We start from the raw sequence: 13,834 nt of genomic DNA on the forward strand, positions 1-13,834 counted from the left end.
CCCGCTACTTGAAAGCAACTTGAGGGGGTTTTTTGCGTCACTATGATTATGGTAGTACAGTTTTTGGAAGTTGAGGAAAAATAGTTATCAAATTTTGGAGTTTGATTACTGAAATATTTATTATTTGGGAACTTTACTATTGACTCTATTTGTCGTAACATGAAACAAAAGTAAACTCATACTGATTCCGGTTTTTTTCCATGCGACTACTAGATAACTAAAAAAAGAATTCTAGAAAACAACTAATTTACTGCTGCTAAAACTCCAAAATTGAGGGAGGATAAAGCAATCTATTTTAAAGTAGCAACACCTTGACAAAGGCTTAATCAATGTAATTATAGATGGTAGCTCCCTATATATATCCAGTGATGTGTGTAGTAAATTTACCAATTGCCTTTGTTGAAAAATATTTATTTTGTTTAGGGAGTAGAGGATAAAAAGCCAATGCCTACAGTTAAAAATCATACAGAAAATATCAATGCTAAATTCACGGCTGATATGGTGCGAACCTATCTACGGGAAATTGGCCGTGTACCCTTGTTAAACCGTGAGCAAGAGATTATTTACGGTAAACAAGTACAGCAAATGATGGTGTTGCTGGAAGCCAAGGAGGCTTTAAGCAAGGAAATTGATCATGAACCTAGTCTATCAGAATGGGCTACTCGTGTTAATCAATCGGAGACAGAACTAAATCGGCTGATGGTCCAAGGTAAGCGAGCCAAGCAAAAAATGATTGAGGCCAATTTGCGCTTAGTTGTGGCTATTGCTAAAAAATACCAAAAGCGCAATATGGAATTTCTGGATTTAATTCAGGAAGGAACTTTGGGACTAGAACGGGGTGTGGAGAAATTTGATCCTATGCGGGGTTACAAATTCTCAACCTATGCTTATTGGTGGATTCGTCAAGCAATTACCAGAGCGATCGCCCAACAAGGTCGGACAATTCGCTTACCAATCCATATTACCGAAAAACTGAACAAAATTAAGAAAGTTCAAAGGGAATTAGCGCAAAAGTTGGGAAGGTCTGCTTCTCCGACAGAAATCGCTAAGGAATTGGAGCTAGAACCGGCTCAGATTCGGGAATATTTGAATATGGCACGTCAACCAGTATCTTTAGATGTGCGGGTCGGTGAGAACCAAGATACTGAGTTACAAGAAATGCTGGAAGATGATGGTCCTTCCCCGGAGTATTATACTACTCAGGAGTTTTTGCGTCATGATTTGAATAATCTGCTTGCAGAACTCACTCCCCAGCAGCGTCAAGTTGTGGCTTTGCGCTTTGGTTTAGAAGATGGAAATGAAATGTCTTTGGCAAAAGTTGGTGAGCGCTTGAACCTCAGTCGGGAACGAGTTCGTCAATTAGAGCATCAAGCTCTTGCACATTTACGTCGTCGTCGAGGTAATGTCAAAGAATATATTGCCAGCTAGGAATGTGAACACGCAACAGCGAATTTTAAAATATCCTTTTCGGTAATGTGCCTCCTGATTTGAAAACAGGGGGCGATTTTTATGGGGAGGAAATAGGAAGGATTTTAGATTTACGTTGCGAATTTGGTGACAAGGTATAAATTTTTTAAATCTTGATTTTACATCTTCCATTTGGATGATTTTATCAGATGAAGCCTGAATTTTTCAAATTATGATCATCTGAGATTATTCCTCAAAATTAGATAAACAGAGAGTTTTTAACTAATTTTAAATTAAATATATAGATAAAACCTTTGAGGGAATTTTTAGTTATGAGTATTTAGTTATTATTGCAGAAGTTTAGACAAAAGAATAGTTAATTAAGTTTGTTAAAGGGAGAATCCTGTGCTTAATTATATTTCCAAATTAATGACTTCCGATAAATTCAAAGTTCCTATAGTTGGTTTAATTATTGCTGTTGGTTTTTTAGGTATTAACTATTCTAGTCAACAACATTATAAACTCCTTTCATCAAAAGTATTAGCTACTAATCCTGCTCTTTTATCAAGACCCCAAGAGACAAAAGAGGAACCGGTTCAAGAATCATCAGTTAAGAATTATTATCACACATCCACTGAATTTACAAATACAGGAAAATTAGAAAGAAAAGAAAAAATCCAATTTCCAGAAGAAGATGGTATTTATCTTTATGGAGAATCATTAACACCAAACCAATTAGGACAAGGTTACATTATTTTTCAAAAACAGCAAGATAAAATCATTGGTGCTTTGTATATTGCTCAATCTAAGTTTAGTTGTTTTCAAGGTAAGTTAACCAAGTCGGGAGAACTAGCTATGATAGTGAGAACTTTTCCTGGTGAAGTCGGGACAATGGAAGTAGCTACAATAAGTACAATCCCTAAAAATAATGAAAATGAGTTGACAACCTATCCTTATTCAGTAACTTTACAAGACTATTACCGCTTAAGTTCTGTAAGTTCTCATGATAGGGAAATTTTACAGATATGTCAACAGGGAAGCGATGGTTTTAGGTAATTCCCTATTACTAAAATTACCGTATTAATTCTTAATATTCAATTCCTGCTTGCGCCTTCACACCTTGATCTTTAAAAGGATGTTTAATTAATGTCATTTCAGTGACTAGATCAGCTTTTTCTAGTAATGCTGCTGGTGCGCCTCTTCCCGTGAGAATTACGTGCTTTTCCGGTGGTTTTTCAGCTAAACCTGCTAATACTTCTTCAACTTGTAAATAACCCATTTTCAAAGCAATATTAATTTCATCTAAAAGCACTAATTTAAAATCGGGATTTTTGATAAATTCTAGGGATTTTTCCCAAGCCGCTGCGGCTTTATCCAAATCTCGATCACGATCTTGAGTTTCCCATGTAAAACCCTCTCCCATTGCATGAAATTCTAGTTGGTTTTCCCAATGACTAAAAGCGCGTTTTTCTGCTGGTTCCCACGCGCCTTTAATGTATTGAATTATGGCTACTTTGTATCCATGACCAAGGGATCTTAAAACCATTCCCAAAGCCGCTGTAGTTTTACCTTTTCCGTGACCGGTATTGACGATAATTAAGCCTTTTTCGGGTATGGCTTTAGCTATTCTTTGGTCTTGAATTTCTTTCCTTCGCTGCATTTTTTGACGGTATTTTTCATCAGTTTGTGATGTTGATATTACCTCATCAATTAAACGGGAAATTTCTTGATCTGGATTTAATTCTTCTGGTGTGTTGCTTTTCATAAACCCTGTTGATAAATAACTGTTAAGGCTAAGAGAATGAAGTATAATTTTTTGTCTTTGTTATGTTAGACTAAAAATGATATAAATTCTGTTACCTGCGATCTGAATAATTCAAAATTGATAGAATCTATTTTCAGTAATTTTTAAACATAAGCACTAAGAAATACCAATTCGTTAACCATGTCTTGGGCTGACTTGTCAGCAGCCAGTTTCAATAATCCTCGTAGTTGTTGACCAACCGAGTATTGTTGTTGTGAAGCCAAAATTATTCCAGTATGACTTTTATCCTCAACCATAAAATCACGATGTAATCTGCAAAAATCACCGATATTGAAACTATAAATTACTCGCTTTTGTTCTGTTGCCCAAATTAGTTGTTCTTCATCGGCATAACCCAATCTCTTAACATCAGCCACTGTCACAACATCCAAATCAGCATTTCTTAATGCTTGTATAAGTGCGGTTTTGATAGTGTCTTCATCCAAATAGAAGCAAATACGATTCACGAGAAATGTCCTGTTTTATATTCTGCTTCAAGTCGTTGACATTCTTTTTGATATTGAGTGAATTCAATATCTAGTGATTCCTTATTAGCATAATAATAAGCCAACGCCGTGTAAATACCTGCAATTGTCAAATAAGGCTTATCTTCAATAATTTCTTCTGGGGTCATACCAGATTTAATTTCATTGACAATATACTGAACAGTAATGCGAGTGTCAGCAATTCGCGGACGACCACCACAAGTATCTGGTGTGCTAACAATCAAAGTGGAAATATCTGTGAGGGTTGGCATCGGTTTCTGAATTAATCCTCTGGGATAATCTTATTGTAAACCAAAAAGAGCGATCGTGTCTCGTATCCCTACTTAAGTTAACAGCTAATTAATTATGATTTTTACAGAGGAAGATAGTAAATTTGTTCCGCCAATTCTCCTTCTAAACAGCACTCTATCAGAAGCAAAATATCTTCTATTACTTGCCCAATTCGTGTATCTGTAATAACTTCAATCACTCCTGGCATGGGCTGACCTTGTGTAATCCGTTCATAGGCATAGCTTGTAATTGTAGCGACATCATGAGTAAGTAAAACTCTGTTTTCTTGGGCTGCCCATGCTAGGATAGTTGGATCATCTTTACCCAAAAGACCAACATCTTGGACTCTGACAATATCAATATTTGGGTTACGTCACAACAATCCCCTGACAATAGTATCTCATCAGCAAGCAGTTTCAACATACGTCCCGTTCTGCTTTGCGCGCCAACAATCTATCACGCAACCCTTGGGGGTCAAATCTGGTCTCATTTATTTTACGAATTTCCTGTGCTTGTTGCTGTCTTTGCTGTAGATACACTTCCACTTCTTGTTGATGATTGAGATAGAAGGCAATGGTAGCATAAATATCAGCAAGTTTAAGGGATGGATAACGGTAAGCAATTTCCTCTGCTGTTGTTCCTTGTTGAAAAACAGTAATTACCGTATCTAGTGTTACACGAGTTATCCTAATGACACCATCAGTGGTAAATTCCAATGGTGCGGGTTCAGATACAATTCCTTCAGAAAGATTCACTAAAGCTTGTGCCATAATTAATAACAAGTTAATTGCCTTTAATAATAGCAACTAATAGAAATACAAAACTGTATTAATCCCTCAGTATACCATTAAGCATTGTCCCTAACTCATATCGCTACAAAATATTTTAGCAACTTCCGTACATTTGAATACGATAACATTATATTCGGCATATTTAGTATTCAGGATTTCCCAAAAATGTCACAAAAGCCAGGTAAAAAAATCGCACCTATCCCCATGTCTAACAATGTTAGCGTGGTTGACTTAATTGATACCTATTTTACCGCTTACAACTCAGCCCGGTTGCGGGAAGCCTGTCAACTGCTGACTAAGGAAGTGTTTCAAGAGGGTGTCACCGTAGGAGTAAGCCTTTCTGGGGCTATGACACCCGCAGGTTTTGGGGTTTCCGCCCTTGCGCCCCTCATTCACAATGGTTTTATTGACTGGATGATTTGCACAGGTGCGAATCTTTACCATGATATCCACTATGGTTTGGGTTTTGAACTATTTGCTGGTAGTCCCTTTTTAGATGATGTCAAATTGCGGGAGGAAGGAACAATCAGAATTTATGATATAATTTTTGGTTACGATGTACTCCTAGAAACGGACGCTTTTATCCGTAAAGTTCTCCAAGCTGAACCTTTCCAAAAACGCATGGGAACGGCGGAATTTCATCATTTGTTGGGTAAGTGCGTCTGGGAAATAGAACAACAATTAGGTGTTAAAAATTCCTGTTTATTGGCGACAGCTTATAAATATGGCGTACCTATTTATACTTCTTCTCCCGGTGATAGTTCTATCGGTATGAATGTCGCAGCTTTAGCTTTAGAAGGTTCAAAGCTAGTTATAGATCCGTCCATTGATGTCAATGAAACAGCAGCGATTGTTTATGGAGCGCGAGAAAATGACGGTACAAGTGCAGCGGTAATTATTGGTGGTGGTAGTCCTAAAAACTTTTTATTACAAACACAACCGCAAATACACGAGGTGTTAGGTTTGGAAGAACGGGGACATGATTTCTTTGTCCAGTTTACCGATGCACGTCCTGATACTGGTGGTTTGTCTGGGGCGACTCCCGCAGAAGCCGTGAGTTGGGGTAAAATTGACCCCGATGAGTTACCTAGCGCCATTGTCTGTTATACTGATAGTACGATCGCTTTGCCTTTAATGACAGCTTATGTCCTGAATCAATGTCCACCTCGTCCCTTGAAGCGGTTATATGATCAACGTGAAGCTTTATTAGATACATTGCAAAAAGACTATCTAGCAGCTAAAGACAAGCCTGTAAGTGAGGGTAGTGATTCCAAAGTAGCAACTTATCCTTGTGGTACACCAGTTAAAGGTTAAGATTTGTAACAGGTTTGGATGTCATATTGTGGGCGATAGCGAAGAACTACGCAGGAACGGCTAATCAAGCTTAATCGCCCCTAGATTAAATCCTAATTAACTGTGGCAATAGAGCTTTTAAAGCATGACCACGATGACTAATGGATTTTTTTAAATCCGTCCTCATTTGAGCAAAAGTTAATTGTTGTTCGGGTACATAAAAAACCGGGTCATAACCAAAACCACCATCTCCAGCAGGTGAAAATAAAATCTCACCGTGACAAACACCCTCAGATTGAATTACTATTTCTCCTTGAGGATTTGCAACTGCGATCGCACATACAAACCGAGCTTGGCGATTTTCCTGATCACCTAATTCTCTTAATAATCTCTCAATCCGCTCTGCATCTGTATTCCCATAACGAGCAGAATACACCCCCGGATCACCATTAAGAGCATCTACCCTTAAACCAGAATCATCAGCGATCGCCCAATTACCTGTAACTTTAGCAATTGTCGAGGCTTTGAGACCAGCATTTTCTGCAAAAGTTTCTCCTGTTTCTTCCACATCTAAATCTTCCGGTTTTAAAGCTAATTCCCAACCAGAATCAGCTAGATAAGCTTGCATTTCCCGCAATTTACCGGGGTTTCCTGTCGCTACTACAAGTAATTTATTCATTACTGACGGGGTTTTTTCTTGGAAATCTTTAATACAGGTAAAGGATCAATCGAAGACTGAGGAGGTAAATAATATTGAGCAACAGGCTCTTCTGGTAAAGACGGACGTTGCTGCATTCGCCATAATTTAAAGACGAGAGCTATTCCGGCTGTTCCTAAACCAAAAGTGAAAAGTGACCAACTATCATCCAAACCACCAATCAGAGCATCCATGATTCCCACAGTTATCAATGCACTAATGATAGGTTCTTTGCGGTAGGCTGACTTTAAAAAACGAGGTAATACAGCATTCATCACAGCTTACTTAGTTCCAATTAGGTTTTCGTATAAATTTACTCAGAATACCCTGACTACAATTTATTTGTTTCATTGCAGGCCAATAATAGCATAGACGATTGTAATTTCTTTTGGCAACAAATGGATCACTGTAGTTAACACCGCCAGCACTGCGGTAGTTTTCTATTCCTATTGTACTAGGAATAATCCACCAAATTAATTTGGTAATTTGGAGAAACAGAATATGAGGATAAAAATAAACCAAGAACTAATGTAGAGACGCTACATGAAACGTCCCTACACCCTATCAGTAACACTTAGAAGATTACTTTAAACCGAGCCATGCAAGTACACCTTGATTAGTAGTGTATTCAATTATCACCATTAAAATAAAGCCAATCATAGCTGCTCTACCATTCAAACGTTCAGCATATTCATTGAAACCAAACTTAGGTTCTGCTAATTTGGGGGTAATGGTTGGTGGTTGTTGTGTCATAATCAGTGATTCCTTTCTTGATAATTGGTAAACAAAAACTTACAGAGGGTTTTCAAGTAAATTGCTGGGGATGGTCGTCGGAGCTTAACAATTTTTAATTATTCTTTATTTATTGTAAGAAAACTGGCGAATTAGTCAAGGTGTATGATTAGGGGACTAAAAATTTTGGATTGGGAATTACTGAATACATGAATAGTAAACTAGGTACACAGTAGGTTACAGTAAAACAATAAAATATAAGAGGTGATAAATGGAAATTGGTGTTCCCAAAGAAACTAAAGATCAGGAATTTCGGGTAGGTTTAAGTCCTTCCAGTGTTCGGGTATTACGGGAAAATGGTAATAATATTTTTGTAGAAAGTGACGCTGGTACTGGTGCGGGATTCACTGATAAAGACTACCGCAGTGCTGGCGCGGAAATTGTCAATAACCCTGATAATGCCTGGAATCGGGATTTGGTTGTTAAGGTGAAAGAACCTTTGACGAGCGAGTACAAATTTTTACAAAAAGGACAATTGTTATTTACTTATTTACATTTAGCAGCGAATCGTCAATTAACAGAGCATTTAATTGATTGTGGCACTTGTGCCATTGCTTATGAAACCGTAGAACAACCAGGAGCAAATAAACTCCCCTTACTCACCCCCATGAGTATTGTTGCTGGTCGGTTAGCCGTACAATTTGGTGCAAGATTCCTAGAACGTCAACAAGGAGGAAGAGGTGTACTTTTAGGGGGTATTCCCGGAGTTAAAGCTGGTAAAGTAGTGATTTTAGGCGGGGGTGTTGTCGGTACAGAAGCCGCAAAAATCGCCGTGGGTATGGGTGCAATGGTGCAAATATTAGATGTCAACGTTGAACGTCTATCTTACCTAGAAACTCTATTTGGTTCGAGAGTAGAACTACTTTACAGCAATTCTGCCCATATTGAAACTGCCGTCAAGGACGCGGATTTACTCATTGGTGCAGTCTTAATTCCTGGTAAAAAAGCACCCATTCTAGTATCTCGGGAATTAGTTAAACAAATGCGTCCTGGTTCAGTAATTGTAGATGTCGCTGTAGACCAAGGTGGATGTGTTGAAACATTACACCCCACATCCCACACTCAGCCAGTATACATTGATGAAGGAGTTGTACATTATGGCGTTCCTAATATGCCAGGAGCAGTTCCTTGGACATCCACACAAGCTCTAAATAACAGTACATTACCCTATACTGTCCAGTTAGCAAAGCTGGGACTTAAAGCTTTAGACATTAACCCAGCCTTAGCTAAAGGCTTAAATGTTCAAAATCATCGTCTTGTCCATTCTGCTCTACAAGAAGTTTTCCCAGATTTAGTTAGTTGATTGGGAATTGGGAATTGGTAAAATTTAAACCAGTTCCCAGTCCCTAGTCTATTTCACCATAGATAAAATAATACCAACTAGTGAACCGAGAATTAGCCCAATACTGCTCAAAGAACTAATTGCAAAACCTGGACCACGCTTTTCCGCTGCTTGATAATATCCCCAAGCATATAGAATCCGTCCCACTACCCAAGCTGCACCGAGAGCAGAACCCCAAATAGGACTAACATAAATAGAAAACAACCATAAAGCCGGGATAAACAAAGCAAGCTGTTCTAAGGTGTTTTGCTGCACCCTTAACACTCTTTCAAAATCGAGGTTTCCTGTAGTTTGTGGTACGGGAACTTGATATTTATATCTGGCTCTACCAACATTAATTGTCACTACAAAATATAGTATCAGTGTAGCAACAGTCACTAAACTTGGATAAGGGGAAGGAGGCATAAGCTGAGGTAAAATCGAAAATTGGTTTTATTTACTAATATGATAGAATAATTAGATAGGTGTAAGAATCAGTACATTTGGGGTTAAGATACCAGCAACCAATTAGTCGAGTTTATTAACTGGCTGTTCGTCGGGAGATATTGCTGTTTTCGGAATTTCAAACACTGGGTTATTTAAAGCTATCATTATTGAAAACTTTGTAACTACTGGCTCTGTAGCTGTTGATTCCGTTGGTTGTGTTCTGGCAAATTCCAGCATTCTTGAGGAATTAGGGAATAAACTGGACATAGCTCCGATAATACAAACTGCTGTCACTGCACCACCAAGCATCCAGTTTAAGCGGTAACGAAACCTCAGACGTGCTAAGATTATATTAAGCGTCATTTCTGGTGACTGAACGCCGGTAGGAATAGGTAGATTTTGTAAACTTTGTCGAAGAGTTAATAATCTCTTATACAATAATTTTATGTCAGTATCAGTTGACAGCCACTCCTCAACTTGCTTACGTTCGGTGGCTGTGACTTCGCCATCCAAGTAAGCACTTAATAACTCAAAAAAACCGCGCTTATCCATACTTGTAGTACCTGTTGATTTGTTTTAGTTCTTAATGGCAGAAAATGTATATTTTCGTTGACAGTCCTTAATATTTCTTAAAATCTGCCATAGAATTAAAGAAACATAGTGTAGATTATGTATCTAGATAGCTTCGCAATTGAGTTTGTAGCCTCGTTCTGGCTCTAGCTATTCTAGATTTCACAGTCCCTAGGGAAACTCCGGTGATTTCGGCAATTTCTTCATAGGCCATACCTTCAATTTCTCTAAGAACAATTGTAGTCCGAAAAACCTCTGGTAAATCAGCAATTGCTTCTCGCAACTGCTCATAAAATTCTCTTGTCGTCATTTCCTCCTGTGGACTTGGGGTCTGACAGGCAATTTCCCAATCCATTTCTCCGTCATCTAATAATCGCGGAGCATCCAATGATAGGGGAGTGGCCACCCGTTTACGTTTACGTAATTCATCATAAAACAAATTCGTGGCAATGCGACTCAACCAACCCCGAAATTTGGCAGGTTCTTGTAGTCGCTTAATATTTCTATACACACGAATCCAGACTTCTTGGGCTAAATCGGCTCTGTCAGACCAATCAGGGGCTAAATGATATAAAATTCGATCAACTTGGGCCTGATAGCGACCTAGTAGTTCTGAAAAGGCGGCACGGTCTGGACGCAATCCAACTTGACAGCGTAAAATCAGATCGTGGTTTGATAGTTTGTCAACTGGAATGGATGCTTCGGGGTAGACGGCATCAACTGTTGACCAAGATACAGCAAGGGATTGACTCATGGATCAGGCTGGTGTTAAATCACTCCCTTCTATTAGACTTGATCATGGCTTAAAAGTTCCTCAGTAAAGTAACTGATTTATAATTAGAACACGGAAATATAAATAGCAAGGAGTTCCCAGTATTTTATTCATGGTCAAGTAGTTACGGGAAGGTCAGGTGAAAAGAAGATCGAGATTAAGTTTTTTGTGAAATTGAAGTAATAATTCAGATGGAAAATCGTCTACCAAATACCTGACTGATAACCGATGATAAGTAATAATAGGTAATGGCTAAATATGTCAGGGATAAATAATAGGCGAGGACAATGGCAAGAAATGAATCAGTTGGGACTATGGTAACGTTTCTCTGTTTTGGTACAGCGATTTTATCTCTGGCTGTCCATTGGCACACGACGAGAACAACAGGACAATTAAATCAATCTACATTTACAAAGGTTTATCCCCAGGGTTCAGCGGTGGAAATTGGCAATAGCGCAATTGCGGCTTCTGTGCCTAACTCTCCCCAAAAATCTGCTGTGATTAATTTGGATTTCTCCGGTAAACCCCGCAAGTCAATTTTGGCTAATGTTACAGGTTCGGTCAATAATTCCCAGCGACCAATACCAACATTAAATACAACTAGGGTGATTGTGGATTTAGGCGATCGCCGGGTCTATGTTTTTCGATATGATGAAGTAATAGCGAGTTATCCCATCGCTATTGGCAAAAAAGGCTGGGAAACACCAACGGGTAATTTTCAAATCATGCACAAAGAACATGATCCCATTTGGCGACATCCTATCACTGGTGCTGTTTTTGAGGGAGGTAGCAATAGTCCTTTAGGGGATAGATGGATTGGTTTCTGGTCAGATGGCCGGAATGAACTTGGCTTTCATGGTACACCAAATGTTGACCTATTGGGGGCGGCGGTTTCTCACGGTTGTCTAAGAATGCGTAATTCTGATGTGCGAATGTTGTATAGTCAAGTCAACATAGGCACACAAGTGTTAGTGCGTGAATAAAATTCGATCCAATTTAGATCCACGGGTAATGATTAACACAATCCACGCCAAAGATATTGAGGTTATTTAGTCAAAGATATGACTTACTTTTAATCAATTTGTTGAGATTTCCAGGGTAATGGATCAACAGATTGTCCGTTTACATACAGTCCCCAGTGTAAGTGTGGTCCAGTTGATGCACCAGTTGAACCGACTGCACCGATTTTTTCTCCTGCTTTCACAAAATCACCTTCTTGAACATTAATACGACTTAGGTGCATGAAAATACTGATTACCCCCTGACCATGATCAATCCCTACGACGTTACCATGTACCCGGAATCCTTGGGATACTGTACCAACTAAGGCCACTCGTCCGGCTGCTGGGGTGGTCACGGCTGAACCCTCACCACCTGCGTAGTCTTGTCCACGATGGTAGTAGTCTTTGGCAAATTTACCATTGTAGTAGCGACGGACACCATACTTAGTGGATGTTCGCCCAGTATTGGGTGTCAAAAAAATGCCGTGCCAATATTTTTCTGGTGTCTGTAGGGCTTTTAATTCGGCTACGCGCTTAAGTTCATATTCGGTAGCATTGACTCCAGCTTTCCCAGGTGGTAATGTGATGCGTTGAATAGGAAATTTGCGATCTCGTACTTGTACTAATAAATTTTTTTCTTGTCCAGCTTCAGAAATTTTAATTGTTCTTACTCCGGCTTTTTCTAAAGGAGTTGTGGGAATAAAAGAACGATATTTACGAGGGGCAATTTCAAAAGCTGGATATGTTTTTTGCCCCACTGCTACAGTAGGATTGCTGATATTGTCTGAGTTAGTAGACTCAATTACTACGGAAATTGTATCTCCCAGTTGCGGACTTTTAGGTAATATCTGTACTTCTAAAGCTTTTGCTGGTAAGCTGAAAGCAATAGGGACAGCAGCAATTATGCCTATGAACATTTTAGCAGGGTTGATAATAGAAAACACTGAAAATTTATTCTCTAGATTAATAGTCTTAGGTATGGTATTCATAAGCTTAATAAACAGATTTTTAGAGGCTGTTAGTAAACGGACTAATTTATTGTAGTTACTGTTTCCTTGGGAAGTTAATAAATAAATTCAACCAAACCAAATTAACCACAAGGGTAGCGCTAAAAATAACCCAATAAAAGTTAAAGCAATACTGCTGGCTAACAAGTTTCGATCTAACTCATAAACTTCTGCTAAAATTAGTACAGAAAGCCCTGTGGGTGTTCCTGACATTAATACCAATATTAACCGCTGTTCACCAATTATACCCAAGTAACTCGCACCTAATCCCACTAGTAAAGGTACAACCAAAACTTTTAAAATACTGGCAATTAAGGACATATTCAAATTTTTATATTCTTTTATTGTACCTAGTCGCAAACCAACCAGCAATAAGGCAAAGGCAATAACTACCCACACAGCTTGTTCTAAACCTGATTCAATGATTGCAGGTAATTCGACAAATTGGGTATTTAAGCCGATAAAAAATGTCCACAGACTAGGAACAGTAACTATATCTCGTAACTGTATCCACCAGTGATTTTCGGTTTCTTTTTCTCCAAAATAGCTGGCAATTAACACGGCAATGCCATAAGTACCAACAACATTATTTGTGACGCTGAATAATACTGCCCAATCATTATTTTCTGGACTTGTTAAGACTTGTGTTAGTGTTAGTCCCACAAAGCCTGTATTTCCTAAAATGGTTGCTAAAATAAAACTGCCTAAACTTGCTTTGCTTAAGGGGGCTGACACTTCTATATTATTCTGTTCTGTCTTGATTCTACTACTTATTAACGATTGCCAAAGCCACCAAATCAACAATGATAGAACCAGACTTAACAATAAAACGCAGACTCCTATCGCTGGTATTAGTAGGCCAATAGATGAGTTAGTGTGACGAGCTAATACTAGTAGTTGTAGTGGCACTCCTACCCAGTAAAGTGCCTGTCCTAGTAACTTGGTTAAATTATTGGGTGTGAACCGCGCTAATACTAGTCCTAATCCTATCCAGGTAAATAGAGGAGTATAAGCTTTAAATAGGGTTTCAATCATAGTAAAATGGCTAGTATCATAAAGCGGAATTCCAGATTTAAAAGATTGAGAATGTTTGGTTTATTTGTATCAACCTATATTAGTAATTTTCCCATAAAAAAGGTGAGCTTTTTCAGCTCAC

18 protein-coding genes are annotated in these 13,834 nt (G+C 38.5%); 5 read left to right on the top strand and 13 right to left on the bottom strand.

Going from position 1 to position 13,834, the window contains the following annotated elements; all coding sequences use genetic code 11:
• Positions 1 to 444: 444 nt before the first annotated feature.
• Together H6G44_RS00255 and H6G44_RS00260 are read left to right on the top strand one after the other, a co-directional pair.
• The gene (locus H6G44_RS00255) at positions 445 to 1,428 is read left to right on the top strand and encodes an RNA polymerase sigma factor, RpoD/SigA family (protein ID WP_190385316.1); all 984 of its coding nucleotides are present in this window, start codon (positions 445 to 447) and stop codon (positions 1,426 to 1,428) included.
• A gap of 408 nt (positions 1,429 to 1,836) precedes the next feature.
• Positions 1,837 to 2,463 (top strand): hypothetical protein, encoded by a 627-nt coding sequence (locus H6G44_RS00260; RefSeq protein ID WP_199291707.1) that lies wholly within the window; start codon positions 1,837 to 1,839, stop codon positions 2,461 to 2,463.
• Positions 2,464 to 2,494: 31 nt separating this feature from the next.
• Here H6G44_RS00260 and cobO read toward each other — a convergent pair whose 3' ends face one another.
• From cobO to H6G44_RS00285, 5 genes are all read right to left on the bottom strand, one after another.
• A complete protein-coding gene (gene cobO / locus H6G44_RS00265; RefSeq protein ID WP_190385314.1) occupies positions 2,495 to 3,172 on the bottom strand; it encodes a cob(I)yrinic acid a,c-diamide adenosyltransferase in 678 nt (225 codons plus the stop codon).
• Positions 3,173 to 3,315: 143 nt separating this feature from the next.
• On the bottom strand, positions 3,316 to 3,678 hold the full coding sequence (locus tag H6G44_RS00270) for a DUF5615 family PIN-like protein (RefSeq protein WP_190385313.1): 363 nt from the start codon (positions 3,676 to 3,678) through the stop codon (positions 3,316 to 3,318).
• The gene (locus tag H6G44_RS00275) at positions 3,675 to 3,968 is read right to left on the bottom strand and encodes a DUF433 domain-containing protein (RefSeq protein ID WP_190385312.1); all 294 of its coding nucleotides are present in this window, start codon (positions 3,966 to 3,968) and stop codon (positions 3,675 to 3,677) included. The genes H6G44_RS00270 and H6G44_RS00275 overlap by 4 nt, the downstream gene beginning before the upstream one ends.
• 101 nt (positions 3,969 to 4,069) lie before the next feature.
• Positions 4,070 to 4,315 carry a hypothetical protein gene (locus H6G44_RS00280; RefSeq protein ID WP_242031640.1) on the bottom strand — a complete coding sequence of 82 codons (246 nt, stop codon included), beginning with the start codon at positions 4,313 to 4,315 and terminating at the stop codon, positions 4,070 to 4,072.
• Between the two features lie 88 nt (positions 4,316 to 4,403).
• A complete protein-coding gene (locus tag H6G44_RS00285) occupies positions 4,404 to 4,757 on the bottom strand; it encodes a DUF433 domain-containing protein (protein ID WP_190385311.1) in 354 nt (117 codons plus the stop codon).
• A gap of 186 nt (positions 4,758 to 4,943) precedes the next feature.
• Here H6G44_RS00285 and H6G44_RS00290 point away from each other — a divergent pair, with 186 nt between their 5' ends.
• The gene (locus H6G44_RS00290; protein ID WP_190385310.1) at positions 4,944 to 6,092 is read left to right on the top strand and encodes a homospermidine biosynthesis protein; all 1,149 of its coding nucleotides are present in this window, start codon (positions 4,944 to 4,946) and stop codon (positions 6,090 to 6,092) included.
• 85 nt (positions 6,093 to 6,177) lie between these two features.
• Here H6G44_RS00290 and rdgB read toward each other — a convergent pair whose 3' ends face one another.
• The 3 genes from rdgB to H6G44_RS00305 form a co-directional block, all read right to left on the bottom strand.
• Positions 6,178 to 6,750, bottom strand: coding sequence for an RdgB/HAM1 family non-canonical purine NTP pyrophosphatase (gene rdgB, locus H6G44_RS00295; RefSeq protein ID WP_190385309.1), 573 nt, complete (start codon positions 6,748 to 6,750; stop codon positions 6,178 to 6,180).
• The gene (locus H6G44_RS00300) at positions 6,750 to 7,043 is read right to left on the bottom strand and encodes a hypothetical protein (protein WP_190385308.1); all 294 of its coding nucleotides are present in this window, start codon (positions 7,041 to 7,043) and stop codon (positions 6,750 to 6,752) included. The genes rdgB and H6G44_RS00300 overlap by 1 nt, the downstream gene beginning before the upstream one ends.
• A 307-nt stretch (positions 7,044 to 7,350) precedes the next feature.
• A complete protein-coding gene (locus tag H6G44_RS00305; RefSeq protein ID WP_190385307.1) occupies positions 7,351 to 7,521 on the bottom strand; it encodes a hypothetical protein in 171 nt (56 codons plus the stop codon).
• Between the two features lie 250 nt (positions 7,522 to 7,771).
• Between H6G44_RS00305 and ald the strand changes: the two genes are divergently transcribed.
• Positions 7,772 to 8,863 carry an alanine dehydrogenase gene (gene ald, locus H6G44_RS00310; protein ID WP_190385306.1) on the top strand — a complete coding sequence of 364 codons (1,092 nt, stop codon included), beginning with the start codon at positions 7,772 to 7,774 and terminating at the stop codon, positions 8,861 to 8,863.
• A gap of 48 nt (positions 8,864 to 8,911) precedes the next feature.
• On the opposite strand, the gene H6G44_RS00315 is transcribed toward ald, so the two are convergent.
• The 3 genes from H6G44_RS00315 to H6G44_RS00325 all read right to left on the bottom strand — a co-directional run bounded on the left by H6G44_RS00315 (position 8,912) and on the right by H6G44_RS00325 (position 10,652).
• Complete coding sequence (locus tag H6G44_RS00315) at positions 8,912 to 9,307, bottom strand: MAPEG family protein (RefSeq protein WP_190385305.1); 396 nt, start codon at positions 9,305 to 9,307, stop codon at positions 8,912 to 8,914.
• A gap of 102 nt (positions 9,308 to 9,409) precedes the next feature.
• Complete coding sequence (locus tag H6G44_RS00320) at positions 9,410 to 9,880, bottom strand: anti-sigma factor family protein (protein ID WP_190385304.1); 471 nt, start codon at positions 9,878 to 9,880, stop codon at positions 9,410 to 9,412.
• A gap of 115 nt (positions 9,881 to 9,995) precedes the next feature.
• Positions 9,996 to 10,652, bottom strand: a complete 657-nt coding sequence (locus H6G44_RS00325) for a sigma-70 family RNA polymerase sigma factor (protein ID WP_190385303.1) — start codon at positions 10,650 to 10,652, stop codon at positions 9,996 to 9,998.
• A gap of 305 nt (positions 10,653 to 10,957) precedes the next feature.
• Here H6G44_RS00325 and H6G44_RS00330 point away from each other — a divergent pair, with 305 nt between their 5' ends.
• Complete coding sequence (locus H6G44_RS00330) at positions 10,958 to 11,653, top strand: L,D-transpeptidase (protein WP_190385302.1); 696 nt, start codon at positions 10,958 to 10,960, stop codon at positions 11,651 to 11,653.
• Between the two features lie 89 nt (positions 11,654 to 11,742).
• Here the strand turns inward: H6G44_RS00330 and H6G44_RS00335 are convergent, their stop codons facing one another.
• On the bottom strand, positions 11,743 to 12,660 hold the full coding sequence (locus H6G44_RS00335) for a M23 family metallopeptidase (RefSeq protein WP_190385301.1): 918 nt from the start codon (positions 12,658 to 12,660) through the stop codon (positions 11,743 to 11,745).
• 87 nt (positions 12,661 to 12,747) lie between these two features.
• On the bottom strand, positions 12,748 to 13,713 hold the full coding sequence (locus H6G44_RS00340; protein WP_190385300.1) for an AEC family transporter: 966 nt from the start codon (positions 13,711 to 13,713) through the stop codon (positions 12,748 to 12,750).
• Positions 13,714 to 13,834 lie beyond the last annotated feature (121 nt).

It is taken from the genome of Aphanizomenon flos-aquae FACHB-1287 (assembly GCF_014698755.1).
Taxonomy (GTDB): Bacteria; Cyanobacteriota; Cyanobacteriia; order Cyanobacteriales; family Nostocaceae; genus Dolichospermum; species Dolichospermum flosaquae.